This is a genomic window from Arenibacter latericius DSM 15913, assembly GCF_000424985.1.
Taxonomy (GTDB): domain Bacteria; phylum Bacteroidota; class Bacteroidia; order Flavobacteriales; family Flavobacteriaceae; genus Arenibacter; species Arenibacter latericius.
In genome coordinates this window covers 1-23,800 of the sequence record NZ_AUKX01000042.1, presented here as the reverse complement: position 1 = coordinate 23,800, position 23,800 = coordinate 1, and the positions used below count along the sequence as shown (strand labels likewise).

General features: G+C 38.1%; 15 protein-coding genes and 1 riboswitch. Of the genes, 13 read left to right on the top strand and 2 right to left on the bottom strand.

What is annotated here, in order from left to right; translation table 11 throughout:
* Positions 1 to 44: 44 nt before the first annotated feature.
* A riboswitch (TPP riboswitch) is annotated at positions 45 to 141 on the bottom strand.
* A gap of 311 nt (positions 142 to 452) precedes the next feature.
* The 5 genes from H344_RS0113030 to H344_RS0113005 all read left to right on the top strand — a co-directional run bounded on the left by H344_RS0113030 (position 453) and on the right by H344_RS0113005 (position 8,420).
* Positions 453 to 1,016, top strand: a complete 564-nt coding sequence (locus H344_RS0113030; protein WP_026810730.1) for a hypothetical protein — start codon at positions 453 to 455, stop codon at positions 1,014 to 1,016.
* Positions 1,017 to 1,744: 728 nt separating this feature from the next.
* The gene (gene ilvB, locus H344_RS0113020; protein ID WP_026810729.1) at positions 1,745 to 3,439 is read left to right on the top strand and encodes a biosynthetic-type acetolactate synthase large subunit; all 1,695 of its coding nucleotides are present in this window, start codon (positions 1,745 to 1,747) and stop codon (positions 3,437 to 3,439) included.
* A 6-nt stretch (positions 3,440 to 3,445) separates the two neighbouring features.
* Complete coding sequence (gene ilvN / locus H344_RS0113015) at positions 3,446 to 3,958, top strand: acetolactate synthase small subunit (RefSeq protein ID WP_026810728.1); 513 nt, start codon at positions 3,446 to 3,448, stop codon at positions 3,956 to 3,958.
* 551 nt (positions 3,959 to 4,509) lie between these two features.
* Positions 4,510 to 4,860, top strand: coding sequence for a hypothetical protein (locus H344_RS0113010; RefSeq protein ID WP_026810727.1), 351 nt, complete (start codon positions 4,510 to 4,512; stop codon positions 4,858 to 4,860).
* 1,289 nt (positions 4,861 to 6,149) lie between these two features.
* Positions 6,150 to 8,420 (top strand): carbohydrate binding family 9 domain-containing protein, encoded by a 2,271-nt coding sequence (locus H344_RS0113005; protein WP_240484985.1) that lies wholly within the window; start codon positions 6,150 to 6,152, stop codon positions 8,418 to 8,420.
* Positions 8,421 to 8,520: 100 nt separating this feature from the next.
* Here H344_RS0113005 and H344_RS22425 read toward each other — a convergent pair whose 3' ends face one another.
* Entirely contained in the window at positions 8,521 to 8,688 is a 168-nt protein-coding gene (locus H344_RS22425) for a KTSC domain-containing protein (RefSeq protein ID WP_084148808.1), read from the bottom strand.
* A gap of 362 nt (positions 8,689 to 9,050) precedes the next feature.
* Between H344_RS22425 and H344_RS0113000 the strand changes: the two genes are divergently transcribed.
* The 6 genes from H344_RS0113000 to H344_RS0112975 all read left to right on the top strand — a co-directional run bounded on the left by H344_RS0113000 (position 9,051) and on the right by H344_RS0112975 (position 19,872).
* On the top strand, positions 9,051 to 10,622 hold the full coding sequence (locus H344_RS0113000; RefSeq protein ID WP_026810725.1) for a type I restriction-modification system subunit M: 1,572 nt from the start codon (positions 9,051 to 9,053) through the stop codon (positions 10,620 to 10,622).
* Positions 10,622 to 12,076: a restriction endonuclease subunit S gene (locus H344_RS21115; RefSeq protein WP_051254309.1), complete on the top strand. Its 1,455-nt coding sequence runs from the start codon at positions 10,622 to 10,624 to the stop codon at positions 12,074 to 12,076. The genes H344_RS0113000 and H344_RS21115 overlap by 1 nt, the downstream gene beginning before the upstream one ends.
* A gap of 195 nt (positions 12,077 to 12,271) precedes the next feature.
* Positions 12,272 to 12,562, top strand: a complete 291-nt coding sequence (locus tag H344_RS0112990; RefSeq protein WP_026810724.1) for a GIY-YIG nuclease family protein — start codon at positions 12,272 to 12,274, stop codon at positions 12,560 to 12,562.
* 154 nt (positions 12,563 to 12,716) lie between these two features.
* Positions 12,717 to 15,617 (top strand): type I restriction endonuclease subunit R, encoded by a 2,901-nt coding sequence (locus H344_RS0112985; RefSeq protein WP_026810723.1) that lies wholly within the window; start codon positions 12,717 to 12,719, stop codon positions 15,615 to 15,617.
* A 99-nt stretch (positions 15,618 to 15,716) separates the two neighbouring features.
* On the top strand, positions 15,717 to 18,641 hold the full coding sequence (locus H344_RS21110) for an EVE domain-containing protein (RefSeq protein ID WP_084148807.1): 2,925 nt from the start codon (positions 15,717 to 15,719) through the stop codon (positions 18,639 to 18,641).
* Positions 18,634 to 19,872, top strand: coding sequence for an McrC family protein (locus H344_RS0112975; protein WP_026810722.1), 1,239 nt, complete (start codon positions 18,634 to 18,636; stop codon positions 19,870 to 19,872). The genes H344_RS21110 and H344_RS0112975 overlap by 8 nt, the downstream gene beginning before the upstream one ends.
* A 55-nt stretch (positions 19,873 to 19,927) precedes the next feature.
* Here H344_RS0112975 and H344_RS21105 read toward each other — a convergent pair whose 3' ends face one another.
* The gene (locus H344_RS21105; protein WP_051254307.1) at positions 19,928 to 20,725 is read right to left on the bottom strand and encodes a phospholipase D family protein; all 798 of its coding nucleotides are present in this window, start codon (positions 20,723 to 20,725) and stop codon (positions 19,928 to 19,930) included.
* Positions 20,726 to 21,126: 401 nt separating this feature from the next.
* Here H344_RS21105 and H344_RS0112965 point away from each other — a divergent pair, with 401 nt between their 5' ends.
* Both H344_RS0112965 and H344_RS0112960 read left to right on the top strand, forming a co-directional pair.
* Positions 21,127 to 21,474 (top strand): hypothetical protein, encoded by a 348-nt coding sequence (locus H344_RS0112965; protein ID WP_026810721.1) that lies wholly within the window; start codon positions 21,127 to 21,129, stop codon positions 21,472 to 21,474.
* A 727-nt stretch (positions 21,475 to 22,201) separates the two neighbouring features.
* Complete coding sequence (locus tag H344_RS0112960; RefSeq protein WP_026810720.1) at positions 22,202 to 23,476, top strand: hypothetical protein; 1,275 nt, start codon at positions 22,202 to 22,204, stop codon at positions 23,474 to 23,476.
* Positions 23,477 to 23,800 lie beyond the last annotated feature (324 nt).

Genomic DNA, 23,800 nt, shown 5'->3' with positions numbered 1-23,800 from the left:
AAACCATCCTTATGGAGCCAACAGGATGGTGCAATGGAAACGTACGTATCCTATGTATGCATCCCTACGTTGGCATTATCCAAATCAGGTCTTGGGTATATTCTCAGTCCTGAATTTTTCAGAACACCCCACGCATTTCAATACAGGCACAAGTTACCCAATTATTTTGAACTATTCCCTTATTTCATTTTTGGAGGTGTTTTTATAAGTGGAATTATATTTTCAGCAAGGGGGTGGAGGTGTACGCACGTATATTAAACGTACAATTTATAGAATTGGAGGAACTCTTATCTGTATTAGTTTAATGGTTTATTCGACGGTTTTAATAGTTGTGAATATATCTTTTAAGTTTTTATAAACTAGCTTTTGGCAATGATATCTTGAGGGAAAATTTTATTAGTAACGTAAGAGAAATACATTATCTTTCAACATTAATTAAAGGTGCATCTGCAATGAGAAAAATCTTAAATTTATTAATTATCGCTTTAATTTCTAGTACAATTGAAGCACAGTTTATAAAAGAAAAAGCAATCAATGCCCAAATTGGGTACGGACTTAGTTTTCCTTATAATAGTTTAGATGAAATTGTTGATGATGGTTTTTTTATTCAAGGAGATTTAGTCTTAAAAGTCGCCTCATGGATTGAGTTAAAACCTTATGCTGGCTTCATAATAACAAACTCAAACGGGAAAGATATTAACGATAATCCAACCGATGAAAGAGCCGAATTAAAAGCTTTTTTGCTAGGCGGGAAAACAAGGATTAGAGCACCCATACCGTGGGTAGCCCCCTATCTAGAAATTGGGATAGGAACATCAATTGGAAAGTTTGAAACATTTACTGCTTTCGACAATATAGACAAAAGTGGAATTATTTACCATATTCCTTTTTCTTTTGGATTGGAATTAGGTCCCAGTAATGATGTAGACTTAGGCTTTGCTTATTATTTTCAACCCTCGATTAAGCAAGCTGCTGGTGCTTTTGCATTGGGAATATCCATTCCTTTGAGAAAATAACTGATATGTCTCAACAGAGAATTTATTTGAAAAAGTATATCAGTTTTGGACGCATTATCCCATTTTGGTTTATAATCAAGTGAATTTATAACGCTTCTGCTTTTTTTAGTCCATTTCGTTAAGGCGAGAACAAAAACAGTTCTTTGTAATTTCACTCCCATTTCTCCTAGATTTCCTATTACGATTAAGCGCCATTAGAGTTAGATTATCATAATCATGCACATAACCTATATAAATTTTATGAGGACTAGAAATTATTATCCTTATGCGCCACTGAAAAGTTTCCCTTGTTTAAAGTTTTAAAAGAAATTTAATTTTCACCCTCTTTTATTATGAATACTATTTTTTTAATTAAATTATTTATTGATTCGTTTTTTTGTCTAGATTTGCATCATATTAGAAAAACAATGAAAAACATCGCTATAATTCTTTCAATTATTATTGCAATTGTGATTAACACATCTGCAGAGGGAATGCTATAGCCATATTTTATAAAAATATTAAAAAGCCTCCCGAGAAATCAGGAGGCTTTTTCATTAATAGCAAGAAATGAAAATACATACCAATATTATCACCATTATTATTTGCCCACCAGGGTGAGTTAGGTTGGTATTATACAATTCCTAGCCTTTTTCATCCTACTGAAAAAGGTCTTTTCATTCAACCTATTAGAAAGTAATTCAATCACCCCAGGGGGTAGCAGAAAATTAAAATTAAAAGAACAAAAAATGAACTCAACAAAAACCACAGGAGCGGAAGCGGTAATGAAGTCCTTAGTAGCTGAGGGGGTAGATACTATATTTGGATACCCTGGAGGAGCTATCATGCCCATCTACGACGCTTTGTATGATTATGTGAGTACAGTAAACCACGTTTTGGTACGTCATGAGCAAGGGGCTATACACGCCGCCCAGGGCTATGCCAGAACCTCAAAGAAAACAGGGGTGGTATTTGCCACCTCAGGACCGGGAGCAACCAATTTAATAACCGGACTAGCAGATGCTTTAATAGATTCTACCCCTTTAGTATGTATTACCGGGCAAGTGGCTTCTCATCTATTGGGAACCGATGCTTTTCAGGAAACAGATGTGGTAGGAATTTCCATGCCTATAACAAAGTGGAACTGTCAGGTTACCAAAGCAGAAGACATTCCTGCTGCTATAGCAAAAGCGTTTTATATAGCACAATCAGGTAGGCCTGGACCGGTATTAATAGATATTACCAAGGATGCGCAATTTGAGGAAATGGATTTTCAGTATGAGAAATGTACCCATATCCGCAGTTACCGAGGAAGACCGAGGATAAATAAAGCGCACCTAGAAGAAGCTGCATCGCTAATTAATAATGCCCAAAAACCATTTTTATTAATAGGTCAGGGAATTATGTTATCCAATGCGGAAAAGGAGTTGGTTGAATTTGTTGAAAAATCTGGAATCCCAGTAGCATCTACCTTGTTAGGGTTAGGAGCATTTCCTAATGAGCATCCGCAATATGTAGGATTCCTAGGAATGCACGGCGATTATGCACCCAATATAAAAACCAATGAATGCGATGTGCTTATTGCCATTGGGATGCGTTTTGACGATAGGGTTACCGGGGATGTCTCTAGGTATGCCACACAAGCAAAAGTGGTGCATATAGATATAGATGCGGCCGAATTAAATAAAATTATCCCGGCTGATGTTGGAGTACATGCCGATGCCAAAGAAGCTTTAACCTTATTATTAGATCTGGTACAGGAGAAACAACATACCGCTTGGTTGCAGGAATTTAAAGATGCTAAAATAGTTGAAGAGGAGACCTTAGCAGAAAATGCTAAAGAATTGCATTCCGATGAATTAAAGATGGATGAGGTGATTAAGATGCTTTCAGAAGTCACCAATGGGGAGGCAGTAGTAGTTACAGATGTGGGGCAGCACCAGATGATGACTGCGCGCTATTATCAATACAATAAAACAAAAAGTAATGTTACCTCTGGTGGCTTGGGAACTATGGGCTTTGCACTTCCGGCAGCTATTGGGGCCAAAATAGGCGTTCCAGATAAACCCGTGGTAGCCATTATTGGTGATGGCGGATTTCAGATGACGCTGCAAGAATTGGGAACCATACTACAAAGTGATGTGGATTTAAAAATCATCATTTTAAATAACCGTTTCCTAGGGATGGTACGCCAATGGCAACAGATGTTCTTTGAGAAACGCTATTCCTTTACCAATATGGTAAGTCCAGATTTTGTAGCGCTGGCCAAATCGTATAGTATAGAAGCTACAAAAGTAGAAGCAAGGGCAGATTTAAAAGAATCCTTATTAGAAATGCTTAATCATAAGGGGGCTTATTTATTAGAAGTTATGGTGGCAAAAGAAGAAAATGTGTTCCCAATGATACCAACCGGAGCATCCGTATCAGAAGTACGTTTAAACTAAAAGAAAATGGAAAAAACATATACAGTATCGGTCTTTACAGAAAATAGTATCGGGATGATGAATCGCGTTACTATTATATTTACGCGTAGGCACTTGAATATAGATAGTATCACGGCCTCAGAATCCGAAGTAAAAGGGGTGTTTAGATATACCATTGTTTTAAGAACAACTAGAGATCAGGTAGATAAGGTAGTTAAGCAACTAGAAAAGGTAATAGATGTTTTAAAGGCCTTTGTCCACGAAGAATCCGAAATAGTACATCAGGAAATTGCCATGTATAAGATGAGAACGGAATCTTTAACCAATGGGGATGTAGAAAAAGTGATCCGAAAACATCATGCTAGAATCCTTACTGTGGATCCCACTTTTATGGTCATTGAAAAAACAGGTCACGTAGAAGAAACCCAATTGCTATTAGAAAATTTACAACCCTATGGGGTGCTAGAGTTTGTACGTTCTGGACGAGTAGCTATAACCAAACCAATGAAGGAATTAAGGTCCTATTTGGAGGAGTTGTAATGTGTATATAGGGCAATATCAAATTCTTTTTAGAAATAGGAAGACCACGAGTAAAAAGGACATTTAACTTAAAACCGATTAAAATTTAAATAATCGAAGATTAATTTTTTCGATTAATAACCTATAAACTCGACTCTTTACTTTATCAAAACGCGTCAACCAAGATTATTGTCCAGTTATCCAGTATGTTCAAATGCTGTTCTATTGAAGGATATATTTGATAGGTGGCGATAAATGAGGGTTTTTTTAGTGAAATGAAGGGTTGTTTAAGAAACTTAAAAAAGGGTGCCTATAATTGATATGGATCATAAATTTAGTTGTTATAGCACCTTTTTTTTGATGGTTAAGTATACCTTTATTACTAGCTGAAGTAGCGTATTCCTCATGAATAAGATTGCCAATTCTTTAAATTCTTGACTTTCTACATTAGGCAAGATGTTGATTTTGAAAAGCATAGTAGGAAAGGGTAAGAAAGTTCTGATTAATACTTCTTGGAAGTGTTGTTTTTTAGTAGAAATATTTATTTTTAGTCATTAAATGAAGTAAAAATTATGGTTGAGCCGAGCACTATAAATATAAATGACGGGACTACAAATACCCCTTTGATAAACGAACTTCCTAAGTGTTCATTTTCAGGCAATCCTGCAGATTTCTACATAGGATTATCTGGAAAATCAGAAGAGGATGAGGTACGCATCATTGGAGCAATTAGTGCACAATTTGTTGAAACCGCTATATTAAAAGTAATGGGGCAGGGGGTAAACGATATCCATTGGCCAGTGATTTTGGACCTCAATAAAAATATGGTTTACCATTCTTACCAAGCACACACCAAAGGACTTTCTGCGGTATTAGGCTGGAAGCAATTACAGCTTGTTAATAGTGAAACTACCACTGCCTAAAAGGGTGGTGTAGTATTGATTTTCGGTTGATTTACCCTCTAAATCAGCACTTTACTTTTTGATTGCATCTTGATGTTTTAAATATCAAGGTCGGTTTATTACTTTTACTTTATTCATAATTCGCTTCCTTAGGAACTTATACTCCAAAACTATTTTTCCAGTTCTCCTATATAAACAAGCTTAGATAAAAAAGTTTTAGCGTTTTATCGCTGTTTATAAATAGCAGCCTAACTACTGTCAGGGACCAAGATAAAAGTCGATGATGTGACTTAAAATAACAATTAGGAACAACGGGGAGAACCTTTCCTTTTAGACATGTCAATACTTTTTTCCATTGATGAAAAAAGTATTCAAAAAAATCTAGGCTTATTTCTCCTTTCTTGAAATCTACGGATTTTCTACTGCCACAGCGTCCAGGCCGCTTTCACTAAGGTGAAATGCTTTTTGGACGCCTTCCTTCGGCCAACGTAGAAACTCCTTGATTTGCTACTAAAAGAGAAAGTAGGCCGTAAACCTTTAGAGGAAGGCTTCTTGTTTTGTTATCCTTATCCGCAGAGGACCGATCGGAAAATGCAACGATTTGCATTTGTAGAGGGGGGCTAGTTGGTGCGTTAGCCTTAGCAGCAGCAAGACACTTTAAAGAAAATCACACTTAGAGATCCGGTTTCGTTTTATTCATTGGCTATTATTTTACATTAAGGTATTCATGAACCTCCTACGTCGGTTTCACCGAACAAGCAAAGAAATCGCAGATTCACGAAAACCAATGAAAATCAATAAATATCACTTGAGTAAAATGAAAGAATAAATTTGTGTAAGACTCAGGTAAACAAATATGAAAAACTTTCTTTATTCGAAAAATATTTAAGTTAAGTTGTTTACATAAACACAACAAACGGTCATGATCCATTTTAATGTGTATTTGTTTGCAATCACAATATGTTAATTGCAAATAAAATAGAAATACAGGTAAGGTAACAGTGAATACTACACTATGGAGCAAGGCATATAGCACTTTTATAAGCAGTCCTTATCCAGATATTCTCCGGTATCTATTTATTTGGCTGATAGTCATACTATTACTTACATCATAATCTTTTGTTTTTTATCTTTAATAGCTCAAGCTCTGCTGAGTACAACAATTCCTTACTGCAAGTGGTGAGGATTTTTGTCATTAGTGTAGTATGGGAAGTCCCGCCTGTTCAGTCGGGCAGGCCCGCCTATTCAGTCGGGCAGGCCCGCGGGAGCAGGAGAAATATGTTCGTTATTTCGGCAATGATAAAATTTATATGGGATACACCGCATTTAATTTAGGGTCGCACATTGCCAGGTATTTGTCAAGGGCTATTTTCCTACCCTTACTATACTTATTTCCTCTATTGGTATTTGGGCAGGACAGTGATCCTGAAAACGATTCAAAGGAAATTAGAGCGTTTTCCATTAATGGCAAGGAGCTTCTTATGGACGGGATAGTTGATGAAGCGTTTTGGATGGCTATTCCGGCTCAGGAAAGTTTTCTTATGCAAGAACCTATGGAGGGTGGTATGCCAACAGAGAAAACACAAGTGAGAATCGCCTACGATAGTCAACATCTTTATATCGCTGTGATTTGTTTTGATAGTGATCCGTCTGGTATAAAGGCTTTCCAAAAGAAACGGGATGCCTCCCTAGAGACCGATGACCGATTTAGATTGATTTTAGACACCTTTATGGACAAGCGCAGTGCCTATTTCTTTGAAATCAACCCATTGGGATTACGAGGGGATGGACTCATTTCTTCAGGCCAGGGTCAGACACTCAACATGGACTGGGATGGGATTTGGAAAGCGTGGACCTATGTTGGCGATTTTGGTTGGTCGGCAGAAATTAGGATTCCCTTTAGCAGCATAAATTTTGATACTAAAAGGGAGGTATGGGGAATTAATTTTCAAAGAACTATACGGCGTAAAAATGAAGAACTACTATGGACGGGGCATCGCCGAAATCAGGGGTTATTACGCCCACAGAATGCCGGTATTCTTACGGGCCTTGTAAACCCATCTCAAGGAGTAGGCTTGGAAGTTATTCCTTATGCCATTGCCCAGGCTAGCAAGGAAAATGATGTGGAGAACGAGGAGTCGGGCAGCAATACTACGGCCGATGTAGGGTTCGATATCAATTACAATATTACCTCACAGTTGAAAGCCTCTATTACCTACAATACCGATTTTGCTCAGGCAGAGGTGGACAGCCGACAAATAAACCTGACCCGTTTTCCATTGCGTTTTCCAGAAAAAAGGGATTTTTTCCTGGAGGGATCTTCCATTTTACAATTTGCACCCTCCAGTGGAGTGGACCCTTATTTTAGTCGCAGGATCGGACTAGTGAATGGGATACGTATTCCTATAACCTATGGTGGCCGACTCGTAGGAAATGTGGGTAAGAATAACATAGCACTAATCCACGTGCGTACAGGAAAAAAGGGGGAGCTTAATCCGGAAAACTTTACAGTGGCTAGGTATAGGCGTAATTTTTGGAAGGAGAGTTCCATTGGGGTATTGTATACCCATAGAAGTACTGAAGACGATCTGTTGTTAGGTACCCCCGTACAAGATAGAAAGACCTGGGGAGCCGATCTAAACCTAAGCACTTCGGTGCTTTTTGGTAGTAAAACACTGCAATTCTCAGCCTTTTTTATTGGGCACAACCCCGCTTCTCCCTTTGATGATACTACTAGCTTGTCTGACAGATCGGTGCGTGGATTTCGTTTTAATTTCCCCAACCAACCCTGGTCGGCATGGGTATCGTACAGGGAATTTGGAGAAGATTATGATCCCGCGGTAGGGTTTAATCAACGTAACGGTTTTAAACGATTACAACCTGCAGTAAATTATGCCCCGCTGTTTGAAAAAAGCAAGATTATAAGAACAATAGAATGGGGTATTTATTATGAGTATCTCACTTCTTTGGAAAACAAACTCCTTACCGAAAATCTGAGATTTAACTTGGGGTCGATCCGATTTGAATCTGATGATAGAATAGGGGTGGAAGTAGCAAGGAACTTCGAATTTCTAGAGGAGAATTTTGATATACTGAACGACGGTTCCGTAATAGTACCCGCCGACGAGTATGTGAATTGGAGGTATGAAGTAGAGGCCTCCTCCGCCTCTTATCGCAAGGTATCTGGCACCGTAGGATACGAAGCCGGGGAATTTTGGACCGGAAATATTTCCAGTTGGGCATTGGGGGTTACGGTACGCCCAAGCCCTGGTATTAATTTGAGTAGTGGGTATACGCATACCGAGGTAACAACGATTGATAGCGGGTTTAGTACCAATTTATTCCGGATGGATTTGGGCCTGGATTTTACTCCTGATATTTCGCTTTCCTCCAATATTCAGTTCGATGATGTAAGTGACCTACTAGGGACCAATACCCGTTTTAGATGGATCATCACCCCCGGCACCGATGTGTTTTTGGTGTATAACCACAATTGGCTAAACAATCCAGGAGTAGATAGAAGGCTGATTACCACACAGAAGGGTGCCGCTATGAAGGTGGTGTATACGTATCGGTTTTAGGGGGGTGAGGTTTAGATACCCGAAAGGAGCTTGTCTGCTAGTGGGTTAAGGAGTAATCTACATTTATTCTGATTTACGTCTGAGGGGTAGTTTAAAGAAGCTATTGAAATTTATCCCTAATGTGTTTATTGTAGTAGGTTCCAAAAGAAGGCGCTTCTTTAAAATTATTCCATATCGCGATAGGGACATTTTTAAATATGTAGGTCTTTTTCGATGTTTTTACTCGATAATCGAGATTTAAAAGCTCCGAGGCTTGCCTCGAAATCAATACGTTTTTTTTCTTTTAAAGTCTTGTGGGCTTGCCCCGAGGTAGTTTACTATTAGGAAACCAGCACCATCGCAACTATAATAATCAGCCTTGGCTATCCACGAGCTTGATGAGGTATCTACAGTGTCTCTGAAATTAAATCGAGCTTTGGTGATTTTAGAGTTGGCTTTGGAATTACTGGTAAAACCCTTAAATAGACAATCGTCTCCGGACGAATAGCTATCTATTCTTCTTCTCTATTTCAATAACTAAAAATCAGACCCTTTTAAAATTCATTTTTTAATTATACGCGTTTTAAATCGATAGGAATTTTAAGATAATTGAATATCTTTAAGGTTTAATAAAATTACACCACCTACATAATGACAGAACACAAAGCAAAACTGGAGCAGCAACTCTGGAATATTGCCAATACCTTACGGGGTAAGATGGATGCTGATGATTTTCGAGATTACATCCTAGGCTTCATTTTTTATAAGTACCTCAGTACAAAAATGAACCTGTATGCCAATAAGATATTACAACCAGACGGACTCACTTTTCAAGAAATTGAGGGGCATGCCCAGGAAGCCGAATATATGGCCGCCATAAAAGATGCTGCCTTGGATAGATTGGGCTACTTCCTTGAGCCGTCCGACCTGTTCAGTGAATTAGCAAAAAGGGGTAATGGCGGTGGAAAGCAGCAATTTATACTAGGAGATCTTGCCAAAGTGCTTACCCATATAGAGCAAAGTACCATGGGGTCTGAAAGTGAGGAGGATTTTGGCAACTTGTTCGAAGACTTGGACCTCACCAGTTCCAAGTTGGGGAAATCTGAAAACGATAAGAACGAACTCATTGTAAAAGTCCTAACTCATTTAGATGAGGTGGATTTTGATTTGGAAAATACCGAAAGCGACGTCCTTGGGGATGCCTATGAATATCTAATTGGGCAGTTTGCCAGCGGCGCCGGGAAAAAGGCAGGGGAGTTCTATACCCCACAACAAGTATCCAATGTATTGGCGCAATTGGTGACCGTGGGCAAGGAACAACTAAAAAATGTGTACGACCCTACCTGTGGATCGGGTTCCCTATTGTTGCGGGTGGCCAAAGAGGTTAAAAGTGTAGGTGCCTATTATGGGCAGGAGATGAATCCTACCACCTATAACCTATGCCGAATGAACATGATTATGCACGATGTGCATTATAAGCGATTCGATATAAAAAATGAGGACACCCTAGAAAGACCACAGCATCTAGACCTGCGTTTTGAGGCTATTGTGGCGAATCCGCCGTTCTCTGCCAAGTGGAGCGCCAGTCCGTTGTTTATGAGCGACGACCGATTTTCCGCCTATGGGAAATTGGCCCCCAGTTCTAAGGCCGACTTCGCCTTTGTGCAACACATGGTGCACCAGTTGGATGACGATGGCACCATGGCGGTGGTGTTACCGCACGGGGTATTGTTTAGGGGCGCTGCCGAAGGGCACATCCGAAAACACCTTATAAAGGACCGTAACTATTTGGATGCGGTAATAGGCTTGCCCGCCAATATCTTTTATGGAACCAGTATTCCCACCTGTATTTTGGTGTTAAAGAAGAACCGCACTTCGGCTACGTTCAGTGACCAGGATGTCTTGTTCATAGATGCCAGTCAGCATTTTGAAAAGGTAAAGACGCAGAACATGCTGCGGGAAGAAGATATAGCTAAAATATTGGATACGTACAAGGCGCGTACTACGGTAGACAAATACAGTTATGTAGCAAGCTTGGACGAAATAGAGGAAAACGATTACAACCTAAACATCCCCCGGTATGTAGACACCTTTGAAGAAGAGGAGCCGGTAGACCTCACGGCGGTATCGGCCCAATTAAAAGCCCTGAACAAGGAAATAGCGGACACAGACGCCACCATAGCCGATTTCTGTAAGCAGTTAAACATTGAAACCCCTTTCTAATGGCAGAGCATACCCCCAAACATCAACCAACGCTGTCTTTGCGAGGAGGAACGACGAAGCAAACTCTCCAAGGTAAACGGAACGTCGAACCAGGGAAGAAGCAACCTGTTCAAACAGAAACGTCTTTGCGAGGGAATGGCGAGGAGGCACGACTCGGCAACCCGAAGCAAACTGCCGAACCCAACGCGAACCCCGAATCAAAAGAACCCCGCATCCCCACCCTCCGTTTTAAAGAGTTTGAGGGGGAGTGGGAGGAAACCAAATTGTCGAATAAGATAGAATTTATTGCTGGTTATGCTTTCAAAAGTAGTAAGATGAAAAATACGGTTAGTAAATTTCAACTTATTAAAATGTCGAATGTCTATAAAAGCGAACTTCAACTAGACAGAAATCCATCGTTCTGGGACGATGTTAACGAAAGGGAATCGAAGTATATACTAAGAGAGAAAGACATACTTCTTACTTTAACAGGTACTGTAGGTAAACAAGACTATGGTTATTCTATTGTCATACTTGAAAACAATAAGTTTTTATTAAATCAAAGACTAGTTTGTTTAAGATATGTTGAAAATAGAACAGACAGTGATTTTATTAATAATCTTATAAAAACCTCACGATTTTTTTATTTTTTTTTCAATGAGTCTAAAGGAGGTACGGGAAATCAAACGAATGTAGGTATAGAAGATTTAAGGAATATAAAATTAAACATCCCCTCCCTCCCCGAACAACAAAAAATAGCTTCCTTTTTATCGGCGGTAGACAAAAAAATACAGCAGCTCACCAAAAAGAAGGCATTGTTGGAGGACTATAAAAAAGGGGTGATGCAGCAATTGTTTTCTCAAAAAATACGGTTTAAAATAGAAAATGAGGTGGGTGAGCTGGTCGAAGCCCCGGATTGGGAGGAGAAAAGGTTGGGGGAGTTAACATATAAAGTCGGCAAGAAAAATAAAGAGAATATTCAATATCCAATTTATTCTATAAACAATCAGGAGGGCTTTAGACCACAATCGGAGCAATTTGATGGTTTAAATAGTAATGACAGGGGGTATGATATTAGCATGTATAAAATTGTAAACTCGGAAACATTTGCTTATAACCCAGCAAGAATAAATGTAGGTTCAATTGGATATAGTTATAATCTTAATAAAGTAATTGTAAGTTCCCTTTATGTATGCTTTAAAACAAAAGGTAATTTAGAAGATTTATACCTATTATCATACTTGGATACTTATACATTTCACAAAGACATTTTAAGGTACGAAGAAGGTGGTGTACGACAATATTTATTCTATGATAATTTTTCGCATATCAAAATCCCATTACCCTCAATTGAAGAACAACAAAAAATCGCCAATTATTTATCGGCCATAGACACTAAAATAGAAGGAGTAAATAAACAGATAGAAAAAACGCAGGCGTTTAAGAAGGGGTTGTTGCAGCGGATGTTTGTGTAAGTAGCTTAGTTGGAATGAGTGGGCGGATTGCTTCGGCTGATTGCGTCGTCGTTCCTCCTCGCAATGAGAGTCCTTGCGAGCTAGCCTACCTTTAGGTAGGCGAAGCGCGGCAAGCTTTTGTCATTGCGAGCGAAACGGAGTGAAGCGTGGCAAGCAGCAATAATTTGAAAGATTGCTTCGTTTCACTCGCAAATTATGAAACCAGGATATGTGTACATACTCGCCAATAAGAACAACACCACCCTGTACGTGGGGGTGACGTCTAACTTGGTGCGGCGTATACAGCAACATAAAACCAAGTACTATAAAAAATCGTTCTCCGCGCGATACAATGTAGATAAGTTGGTATACTATGAAGTGTTCCAACGCATAGGAGAAGCTATAGGCAGGGAGAAACAACTAAAAGCAGGGAATAGGGCTAGGAAAGTAGCCCTGATAGAGCAAGAGAATCCGGAGTGGAGGGATCTAACAGATTGCTTCGGCTGATTGCTTTGTCGTTCCGACTTGCAACCAGCCTCGCAATAACCCCGGATTGAGTCTTTGCGAGCGGAACGGAGTGAAGCGCGGCAAAGGAGCACGAATTAATAAGATTGCTTCGGCCTTTCGGCCTCGCAATGATCGTAAAAAAAAAAAAAATATAATGACCACCCAACCAGAAGCCAACCTAGAAAACAACCTGATCCAACAACTCGTTGGATTGGGCTATACTTCTGTAAAAGTACAGGACGGAGACGCCTTGCTCTCCAACCTTAAATCACAGTTAGAAGCCTTTAATAAAACTAGCTATACCGATAAGGAGTTCGATGGGATCCTTAACCACTTGGCAAAGGGCAATGTGTTTGAAAAGGCCAAAACCCTAAGGGATCGGTTTAGCTTTTTAAAGGAAGATGGAGAGGTGGCCTATGTGCAGTTTTTCGATTCGGATAATTGGAGCAACAACCTGTTTCAGGTAACCAACCAAGTGCAACAAACAGGTTCTTATCTAAATCGATATGATGTTACGCTGTTAGTGAACGGCTTACCCCTGGTTCAAATAGAGCTTAAACGCCGTGGATTGGAAATTAAGGAGGCCTTTAATCAAATAAATCGATATCAACTACATTCCTTTTGGAGCAATCATGGCCTGTTCCAGTACGTACAATTGTTTGTAATTAGCAATGGCGTAAATACCAAGTATTTGGCCAATAATAGGCTGCAATCCGTTAAGCAGACCTTTTTCTGGGCAGACAAGTACAATAAGAATATTACCGAGTTAACCGACTTTGCAACTGCTTTTTTAAACCCAGACCACTTGGGGAAGATGATAGCGCAGTATATAGTGCTCAACGAAACCCATAAGATCATGATGGTGCTTCGTCCGTATCAATACTATGCTACCGAGGCCATTATCCATCAAGTGAAAACTACTAGGGAGAACGGATATATCTGGCATACTACAGGTTCGGGGAAGACCTTAACCTCTTTTAAGGCGAGTCAGATTCTAATGGACGTTCCCCATGTCTATAAGGTGGTTTTTGTGGTAGACCGTAAGGATTTGGATTACCAAACCATGACGGAGTTCAATGCCTTTAAAGAGGGGAGTGTAGATTCTACGGACAACACCCACAGTTTGATACAACAGTTTCTGGGAAAGTTCAAGGATAAAAAAGGGGTACGTAAGGATTCGGACCTAATTATCACTACCATTCAGAAATTGAACAATGCTATATCGGGCCACTATCGCAATAAACTGGAACATCTAAAAAACGAACGTTTCGTGTTTATTTTTGATGAGTGCCACCGGAGCCAGTTTGGGGATACCCATGCCCGTATTACCGAGTTCTTTTCTGAAAGTCAGTTATTTGGCTTCACTGGAACCCCCATTTTTGCCGATAATGCCTCTAAAAACGATCTAGGGAAGCGTACAACGAGAGATTTGTTTGGCGTGTGCTTACATAAGTACGTCATCACAGATGCCATTAGCGATGAGAATGTACTGAAATTCGGTATCGAGTATATCGGTAAATACCGGAATAAGAGCAACACTTTTATAGATATTGAAGTAGAGGATATTGATAGGAATGAGGTGCTAAATTCCCCTATGCGATTGAATAAAATTGCGGACTACATTATTGCCCACCACGACCAGAAGACCTTCAATAAGGAGTACTCGGCCCTTTTTGCCGTGAGCAGTATTGACAATGTAATTGCGTATTACGATATTTTTCAACAAAAGAAGGAAGCGGGGGAGCACAATCTGCGCATCGCTACCATCTTTACCTATGGGGCTAATGAAGATAATGAGGATGCCCAGGATTTTTTACCTGGTGATGAGATGCTTCGGGCCGCAGAACCGGCATTGGCATATAAAGCCAGTCATACTAGGGATAGGCTGGAAAGTTATATTGCCGACTATAACCAAATGTACAATACCAGTTATACTACCAAAGACAGTCAGCAGTTCGAGAATTATTTTAAAGACATTAGTAAGCGATTAAAGGAACGGGAGAAAGATACCTTTAATGACGAAAAAGATAGGTTGGATATGGTGTTGGTGGTAAACATGATGCTGACCGGATTTGATGCCAAAAAGGTTAATACACTCTATGTAGATAAGAATTTAAGGCAGCATGGCTTAATACAGGCTTTTTCCCGCACCAACAGAACCTTGGGCGAGCAGAAGTCGCAAGGAAATATACTGTGCTTCCGTAACCTTAAGAAGGCGACGGACGATGCTATTACCCTATTCTCTAACAAGGACGCCATTGAGGTAGTGACCATGCCAGATTATGAGGTGATTGCCGAGAAGTTTGATGAAGCCTTAAAAAATCTACGGGAAATTACCCCCACCTACCAGAGCGTGGACGATTTAAGAAGCGAAGAGGAGGAGGCCGCCTTTGTGCAGGCCTTTAGACGACTGATGCGTAACATGAACGTTTTGCAGTCTTATACCGATTTTGATTGGGAGGACTTGCCGATAGAGGCGCAGGAGTTTGAAGATTATAAGAGCAAGTACCTAGACCTATACGAAAAAGTAAAACGAGACGCCAAAAAACACAAAGCCTCCATTCTGAACGATATCGATTTTGAATTGGAATTGATACACCGTGACCAGATTAATGTAGCCTATATTATAAAGTTATTGGCCAAGCTGAAGGACGCCAAGCCAACCGAGACTCAGGCCCAGAAAAAAACGATCATTGATCTGCTGGGAGGGGATGTGATGCTGCGCAGTAAGCGAGAACTGATCGAGAAATTTATTGAGGAAAATCTGCCCAAGATAGATGATGTGGATGCCATTGAGGAGGAGTTTGAGGCCTATTGGCAGGAACAGAAGGTATTGGCTTTGGGAAAACTTTGCGAAGAAGAGAATTTGGACAAGGCCCAATTTAAAGCGTTGATAGACGCCTATATCTACAGCGGGCACGAACCCATAAAAGACGAGGTGTTTAAATGCTTGGACAACAGGCCCAGTATTTTAAAGGCAAGGGAAATAGGGGAGCGCATCCTCTCTAAAATGAAGGAGTATGTGCAGGTCTTTATTGAGGGAATGACGGGGTAGGGGGGAGGTTGATGTATACTATGAGTGGATACTATCGGAGCTTGAACTCTGTGGTGCTTTTAGGAGGTAAATATAGGTTAGCAAATAAAAAATATTGTTATGCACAAAAAGTTGTATGATCTTAAACAAGAGTTCTTAAATACGTGGCCGATTGAAAGGTTGGAGCGAATGACGTTGGAAGAATATACTAATCTTGATAAAACATCATTTTGCTATTGGTTAGAGGCCATTACATCGGACTTAGGAAGTATTAAAGGTGGTTCTTCTTATAAATTTGGAATATTTAAAAGAAAAGATTTAGAATCGGACAACTTCAATGAGAAAAGAAAATCTGACGGACAATATTCTTGGTACGGAAAGTACGGGGATACTAAAGAAGAAGTATTTAAAAGGGTAAGGCAAATAATTAAAGATATAGCAGTTTTTAGTGAGGAAAATAAACTCCAAGAAATTGATAAAATAGACATAGGGGATACTATAAAATGGAAAGTTGCCTTTTTATATGGCAATTTCAATTGTTTAAATGCATTTAAGTTAGATGCTTTAAGAGTTATTGCTTCTAACCTTGAAATTGAGTATAATAATAAAACTCCAGTTTCTAAATTTCATAAAGAAATTGTCAAGCTAAAACCTGTAGACCAAGATTACTTTTCTTGGAGCTATACGCTGTGGAAACAATATGAAATGCGTTTAATTGATGTTAAAAAGGACTTTGCCAAATGGTTAAACCACAACACTTTTGATTCGTATAGAGCCTACCTTGGATATACTACTAAAAGTATTGAAAACCGCTTGGATGAGATTAACAGCTACTTTGATGAGGTAGACTTTTTTCTTGTAGACCCAAATGGAATTAATGGATTAGTTAGTACCATCTTTTACTTAATGAGTAAAAAGGAGCGTGTTAAAAATCCAGATTTTGTAGAATACGATACTAAAAACAGTAACGGCATCCCAAAAGCTATTTTAGGAAAGAACAATTACATTAAATTTTTGAAGGAAAAATTTGATTATCAGTCACCTAACTATTGGATCTTTCAAGGTAGCCCTAATATTTATAATATAACCAAAGCATTAAATGCAGGACATCTAAATAGCTGGAAGGTCGCCGCACATAAAGATAAAATACAAGTTGGCGATCAAGTCATATTATGGCAAACAGGTACTCAAGCAGGTTGCTACGCCTTAGCAGAAGTGATCTCAGAAGTAGGCGTTTTTAAAGAAGAAGATCTAGAGCTACAGTATTATACAATTCCTCAAGAAAGTACAGCTACTGATCGAGTTAAGATTAGGATAACTAAGAATCTAGCAAACACTCCTATTTTATGGAGTAATCTAAAAGATAATCCGAAGTTTTCTGTGTTTAAAGCAGGTAACCAAGGAACCAACTTTAGTGCCACAGAAGAAGAGTTTAATGCGTTATTAAATTGGAAAAGCACTACCAATATTATGAATGGTGCAATAATTAATTCAACTTCAAAGAGTAGTAATACAATGTCAATAAATAATATACTATATGGTCCGCCAGGGACTGGGAAAACATATGGGACAATAGTTGAAGCACTTAAAATCGTTGACAATGATTTTTATAGGGCAAATAAAAATAATCGTGCGGCATTAACCAGGCGATACCAAGATTTATTAATTACGGAGTGGAAAGATGGTATCGGTCAAATTGGATTTTGCACCTTTCATCAGTCTTTTACCTACGAAGATTTTGTAGAAGGAATTAAACCTCAAATAACCAAAGAAAAAAATGTTTACTATGATATTCTTCCGGGAATATTTAAAAAGATATGCGAATTGGCAGATGGTAGTCGCAGTGCATCGAAAGTTAAGAAGGAGGGGAATATATCATGGACTAGTGAGCAGTTTAATGAAGCGTTTTTCTACAAACTTTCCTTAGGCGAAGCCAATAATCCTGAAGATCAAGAAATATATGAATTCTGTATTAAAAATAATTACGTGGCTATCGGTTTTGGAAATGACTTTGACTATACGGGCATGTCAGAAAAACAAATAAAAGAAAAGTGTGCGAAAATCGATGAAAATAGTTCTTCTGGAAGTCAATTGAGTACATTTATACATGGTCTGTCTAAAAATAATTATGTTTTAATAAGTAAAGGAAACCTCTTTGTAAGGGCATTAGGAAGAATTGTAGGTGATTATGAATATCACGAGGATTCTCCTATACGTTATAGTCATTTTAGAAAAGTGGAATGGCTCTTTGTTAACGAAAACATACCAATAGAAGACCTATATGATACAACATTAACCCAGCGTACTATCTATAAAATTGATCATGATAAGTTAAAAAGGGAGTTTTTTGTTTCTGATCATGGTACTATAGAATCTGATGAGAAAAAGATTAAGCCCTACGTTTTGATTATTGATGAGATTAACCGTGGGAATGTTGCATCGATCTTTGGAGAACTCATTACCCTCATTGAACCCGATAAGCGTTCCGGAGCTAAAGAAAAATTAGAGGTCCTGCTTCCCTATTCCAAAGAAAAATTTAGTGTGCCAGACAATCTATATATCATAGGTACTATGAACACCGCAGATAGGAGCGTAGAGGCCTTGGACACTGCACTTAGAAGGAGATTTGTTTTTAAGGAAGTGATGCCAGACCCAAGTTTGTTGGTAGGAATAACGTTTAATGGTTTTAATCTAGCACAAGTACTGACTACTATTAATGATAGAATAGAGGTCTTGTTGGATAGGGACCATACCATTGGGCATTCGTATTTTATAAAACTGGAGCGTGGAGATACGGAAGGGCTATTAAACGTTTTTAAAAACAACATAGTTCCGCTTTTACAAGAGTATTTCTATAACGATTATGAAAAGATTGCTTTGGTATTGGGAAGTGGTTTTGTACAGGAGAATGGAAGTAAAAAGGTGGTTTTCCCCAAATTCAACAATATAGATGAGCCAGAGCAGGCTGTTTCCTACGAGTTGCGGAACTCCATTGATGATATAGAAAAGGCAGTAGGTCTACTCCTAGGTGGTTCCAATGAATAAGCGCAAGAAAATAATACAAGTTTTTGAGCATGGCACTTTGTACTACGGCCAGGTGTATAATGACGTACCTTTTGAAGAAAAACACTTTAATGCCTTGGCGAAGCTGAATCAGCTTCACAACAACGAATATTTTACCTTATTGCATAAGGGCATCAAGTTTTCTCAATACGTGGGTGTCATACAGATAGACGGACTTACCATAGAGATTTTACCTAAAATAGACGGTGGCTCTTCTAAAGAAGCCCTTTGGCAAGAAGTGTTGATCCATATGCTGAGAGTTACAAGACGCCTTAAGGTAAATAAGGTGGGGCAAGCCCGAGTGAGCAAACAGCAAATACATTTGTTGGATATTTATTTTGAATGGTTTTTAAAGGAGGTACAACTCCTGGTACGGCAGGGATTGGTTAAACAATATCGTACAAAAAGTGATAATGTAAAAGCCTTAAAAGGAAAGCTGGAGTTTGCCACCCATCTCAATAAAAACCTCATTCACAAAGAGCGATTTTATACCACGCACCAGGTATATGATTACAACCACCAGATCCATCAAATTTTGGCATTGGGATTAGATATTATCAGCCAGTTTTCTGCTGGCACCTATCTATATTCCAAATGTAAAAAGGTTCAGCAAGAATTTCCCGATGTTGCCAAGATAGCAGTAAATGCTGCTACTTTTAATAAGCTCGTTATTAATAGGAAAACCAAACCCTATGAAACAGCCTTAGAAATAGCGCGACTCATCATCTTGAATTTTGCGCCCAACATCTCAAGCGGCAGGGAAAACATGTTGGCCCTGCTTTTTGATATGAATAGTCTATGGGAAGAATATGTGCTGGCTAAGTTAAAGTCAATAGACATGGAAGGTCTTAGCGTAAAGGGTCAAGAATCCAATCCTTTTTGGAATCGCATCCGTATTAGACCAGATATTGTCCTACGGATGGGTGATAGCACCTATGTTATAGATACCAAATGGAAGAATTTAGGTATTAATAAACCTTCCACTAGTGATCTAAGGCAGATGTATGTATACAATGAGTATTGGGACTCTAAAAAGGCCCTGTTGTTATACCCATCCTTAGAAACCCAAAAACCGGAATTTATTGCTTTTGAGGGGGATGATAATCACAAGTGCGCGGTAGGACACCTAAATATTTTGCACGAGGATAAATTAGATGAACATATAGGGGAGGAGATTTTGGGGTGGTTTGGGATAAGACACTCTATTTATTAGCGGTACTACTGAGTTCTTTATGCTTGGTATTAAGGAGTTTAATGAAGAATGATAATTAATGTTTAATATAATCTTTTATATACTTGTTCATTCTTTTAATTCCATTTATATAATATTTTTTTTTCTCTTTTTCAGTATCAAAATTTAACTTAGTATTTTCATAGATTGATATTTTATCATAGGGGAAACTGCAATAAACCCTGTAGTTTTCCCCAAAATCGGACTGATAACGTTTTATATTATTTTTATTGGATCTAATATAAGATTCTTGAAGTGGGTGAAAATTATAGGTGATAAAACCATATTGTTTACTAATTTCTATACCTTCTAATGGGAAATTCTTTAAAATAAACTCCTGATCCTGATTAATGAAAGCTTCTATTTTTAAATTGTCTTTTTCCTCCTCTGATACCTGAAATGGTTCTTTTTTTACTTTTGCATCTTTTATTATGTATTCTACCTCGTGAATCGTTGCATTGTAATTATCTAAATTATCATTTTTGTCGATGATAGTACCTAATTCAAAATTATTTATTTCGGAATAATCATAAAGGTTCATAGAAGTAATTACACCAAAACTTTCATTAATGTAAACCTTGGCGTGCAAATTGTCGACAAATAAAATTCTACAATTTTTAAGCTTCATTAGTTGGTCTGCTTGCTCTTTATTCATTTCAACCTTACCATAAACTATGGTTATATTTATGCCGTTGTTATCTGCAACTACCAACCTATCATATAACCTTTTAGCTATTTTTATATAAGGAGTAACTAATGTTATATTCCGTTTTGCTTCTGTAATTACTTTTTCGATATAATATGAGATTGCTCTGGTGGCGACAATTTTAGACATAGATTACATGAATTGTGGTAAGTATATAATTACAACGCTCAAATCCTGCATTTCGTATTGCTGTAATTATTAACTCTTTGAACCATTAATGTAATGTAGATTTAATGTGGTTAAAGATGTAAATATTAATTTCTATTTCTTGATTAAATAATTATGTCATTCATTTATAAGTTATAAACGATTCTTAGTTTAAGCACCGCCCTTTGCGTTCACCGCCCTTTAAAATTAGCTATGATAAATTATAAAAGAGTCCAACCCCTTATATCATATGTAAGTTGAAAAGGTATATGTAATCGATCTTTCTTTGCTGATACATAATTATGTTGGTGAAATATGTATGTTTGCAACCACAACTTACCACATTAATTACTATCCCAACTTTGGGTGGAAAAGCATCATAAATGACACTGCAACAATTAGTTGGCGACTATTCCATTATAGGTAAAAATCAAGATGATACCGAGAATACCTATAAAGGAATTCTATCCTTATCCTTGGATGAGAACAATAGGATCATTGCCAAATGGCTAATAAACTCTAACCAAGAACAAAATGGGACTGGCTTTTTTAAAAACAATATATTGGTAATTAATTTCAATTATCTAGGTGATGATAATAGAATCTATAAAGGCGTTGCTGTCTATCGTTGTTTAACTAAAGATGTGTTAGATGGCTTTTGGTCAGAAAAACACGGAAATCCGCTGTATTTAGGTGAAGAACAATGTTTTAGAATAAAGCCTGAAACGTAGTTGTTAGACTGATTAAGGATTTATCCTTTTTAGTGATTTTCCAAGCCTGTATTTAATAGGTATTGTATTGTTGTTTGTCATTTTAGTTATAATCAATAAAACACTACCAAGTCCTGTTGTCGGCACAGCTTCAGAATAGGAGAATATTCTCTAAACTATTTAAGAGAATATAAAAAGGACCAAACTCTAAAATGTGCGGTCCTGTTTTTATAGATCCTAAACAACAACCTCGCTAACCTCCCCATCCCCCTAAAAACTCACCTAAATCCACCTAACCCTAATCATCCTATCCAAACCAATTTATAGAGTTGTTAATCTGATAATTATAGGATTAAATTCTTAAATATCCTTTCAGGTGAATCGATGTTTATCCCTCTAAAATCCCTGCGAAAAAGGGTGGAATAACCGAAAATCGACTCAATCAAAAACCGAGAAAATACTATTTATTCGTTAAAAGGTTTAAAATGGTCGATGTGCGGTAAGGCTTGTGAATTCAGGTCTTACGAGAGATTTTAGGGGTATATTTTTATTTGCTTCTTAACAATATATGCAACTAAAGTTCGTTCTATGTAAACGAATATTTTTTCAGCCTATACGGAAGGATTCTAATTCAACTTAAACTCAAGCTTTTAAGTCCTACAAAACCGAATGGCTTTTTAATAATGTTCGTTGCAAAATAATATAAAGGATAACCATGTATAAGTATCCATCACAGATATAATTAGCAATGAAAAAAATATTTCTGTTACTATTATTAGTTACAGGTAATTTTCTATTTGCACAGGTGGGAATAGGAACCGATTTGCCAAACCCTTCTACGCAATTGGAAATAAAATCTTCAAACCGCGGTATATTATTACCTCAGGTACCCTTAACCAGTACTACAGATAAAACCACTATTAGTGCCGGGAACCTGGAAAGCTTATTAGTTTATAATATTAGTACCAACGCAACCCTTACCCCAGGATATTACTATTGGTACCAAGATAGATGGATGCGACTCCTGTCAGATGCCGATTTGCCAGATTATATGGTAAACTGGGATGTTGCCAATAATCAGTTTACTTATAAAGATACTAATGGTAACCTTCAGAATATTGATATCGCTAGCCTACAGGCTTTAACAGTACTTGGCTTAAATGCAGACGGACATACCCTAGAGTACGCGGATGAGGATGGTATAGTGAGCAGTATAGATTTGGCCGAGGTTATTAAAAACTTTGAAACCCTAACTACGGTGGTTGCAAATGCCGATGGTTCTTTTTCGTTTACCGATGAGAGAGGCAATGCCACGGTAATTGATGTTTCTAACCTAGAGACGTTAACTACAATTGCCCTAAATGGGGATAACACTAATCTTGATTATACGGATGAAGACGGGGTGGTAACTCAGGTGAACCTAACAGACCTGGTGAAAAACCTAGAGACCCTAACTACTGTGGCTGCCAATACCGATGGTACATTTACATTTACGGATGAAGCCGGACAGCCAACCGTTATAGATGTTTCCAACTTAGAGACCTTAACTACCCTTGTTTTAAACGCCGATAATACTCATATAGATTACACGGATGAGAATGGCGTGGTTACCCAATTAAACCTAACAGATCTGGTAAAAAACCTAGAAACCTTAACAGTCCTAGATTATGATATAGCTACTAATAGGTTGTCCTATAAAGATGAGAGCGGAGCTATAAAGAATATTAACCTAGGGGTTGGTTCTGTAATTTATGATGGTATTACAAACACCATTACGTATAAGAATGCTAATGGGGTGGATACGGATCTCGTTTTAAACGACACCAATTTATCTTACGATACTACAAAACAAGAATTAATATACGTCAACTCTCTAGGAGTTACTCAGACTATCGGCTTAGCGGCTTTGGTTGCCGCAAACACCATAAATACCTTGGAGTTAAACAACAGCGAGCTTACTAGTACCGTTAATGGGGTTGCTGCTTCTGTTGATTTAAGGGATGTAGTTCCTTTAGATTTATAAAGTTATATTTAGTAAATAAAAGGAATACAAAAAAGAATAATAGTTATGATGATGAGATTTCTTTTTTTGCTTCTTTTTTCTTTGTTGATAAGTATAACTTTGTTAATAACCATAATTGAAAAAGAACGGGGTGAACTTTGTGTCGTTCTAGGTTTATGGCCTATCGCCTGTATTAGTCCCCGTTCTTTATTAACCCGGTTGCAAGGACCAAATAGAATTTCAGTCTCTACCTACTAAAGGTGTTAGTCAACGCAACCATTTTTAAACACCATAAAATTATGAAAATAATGGAAACAGTGGGCGTGGACATCAGTAAATTAACTT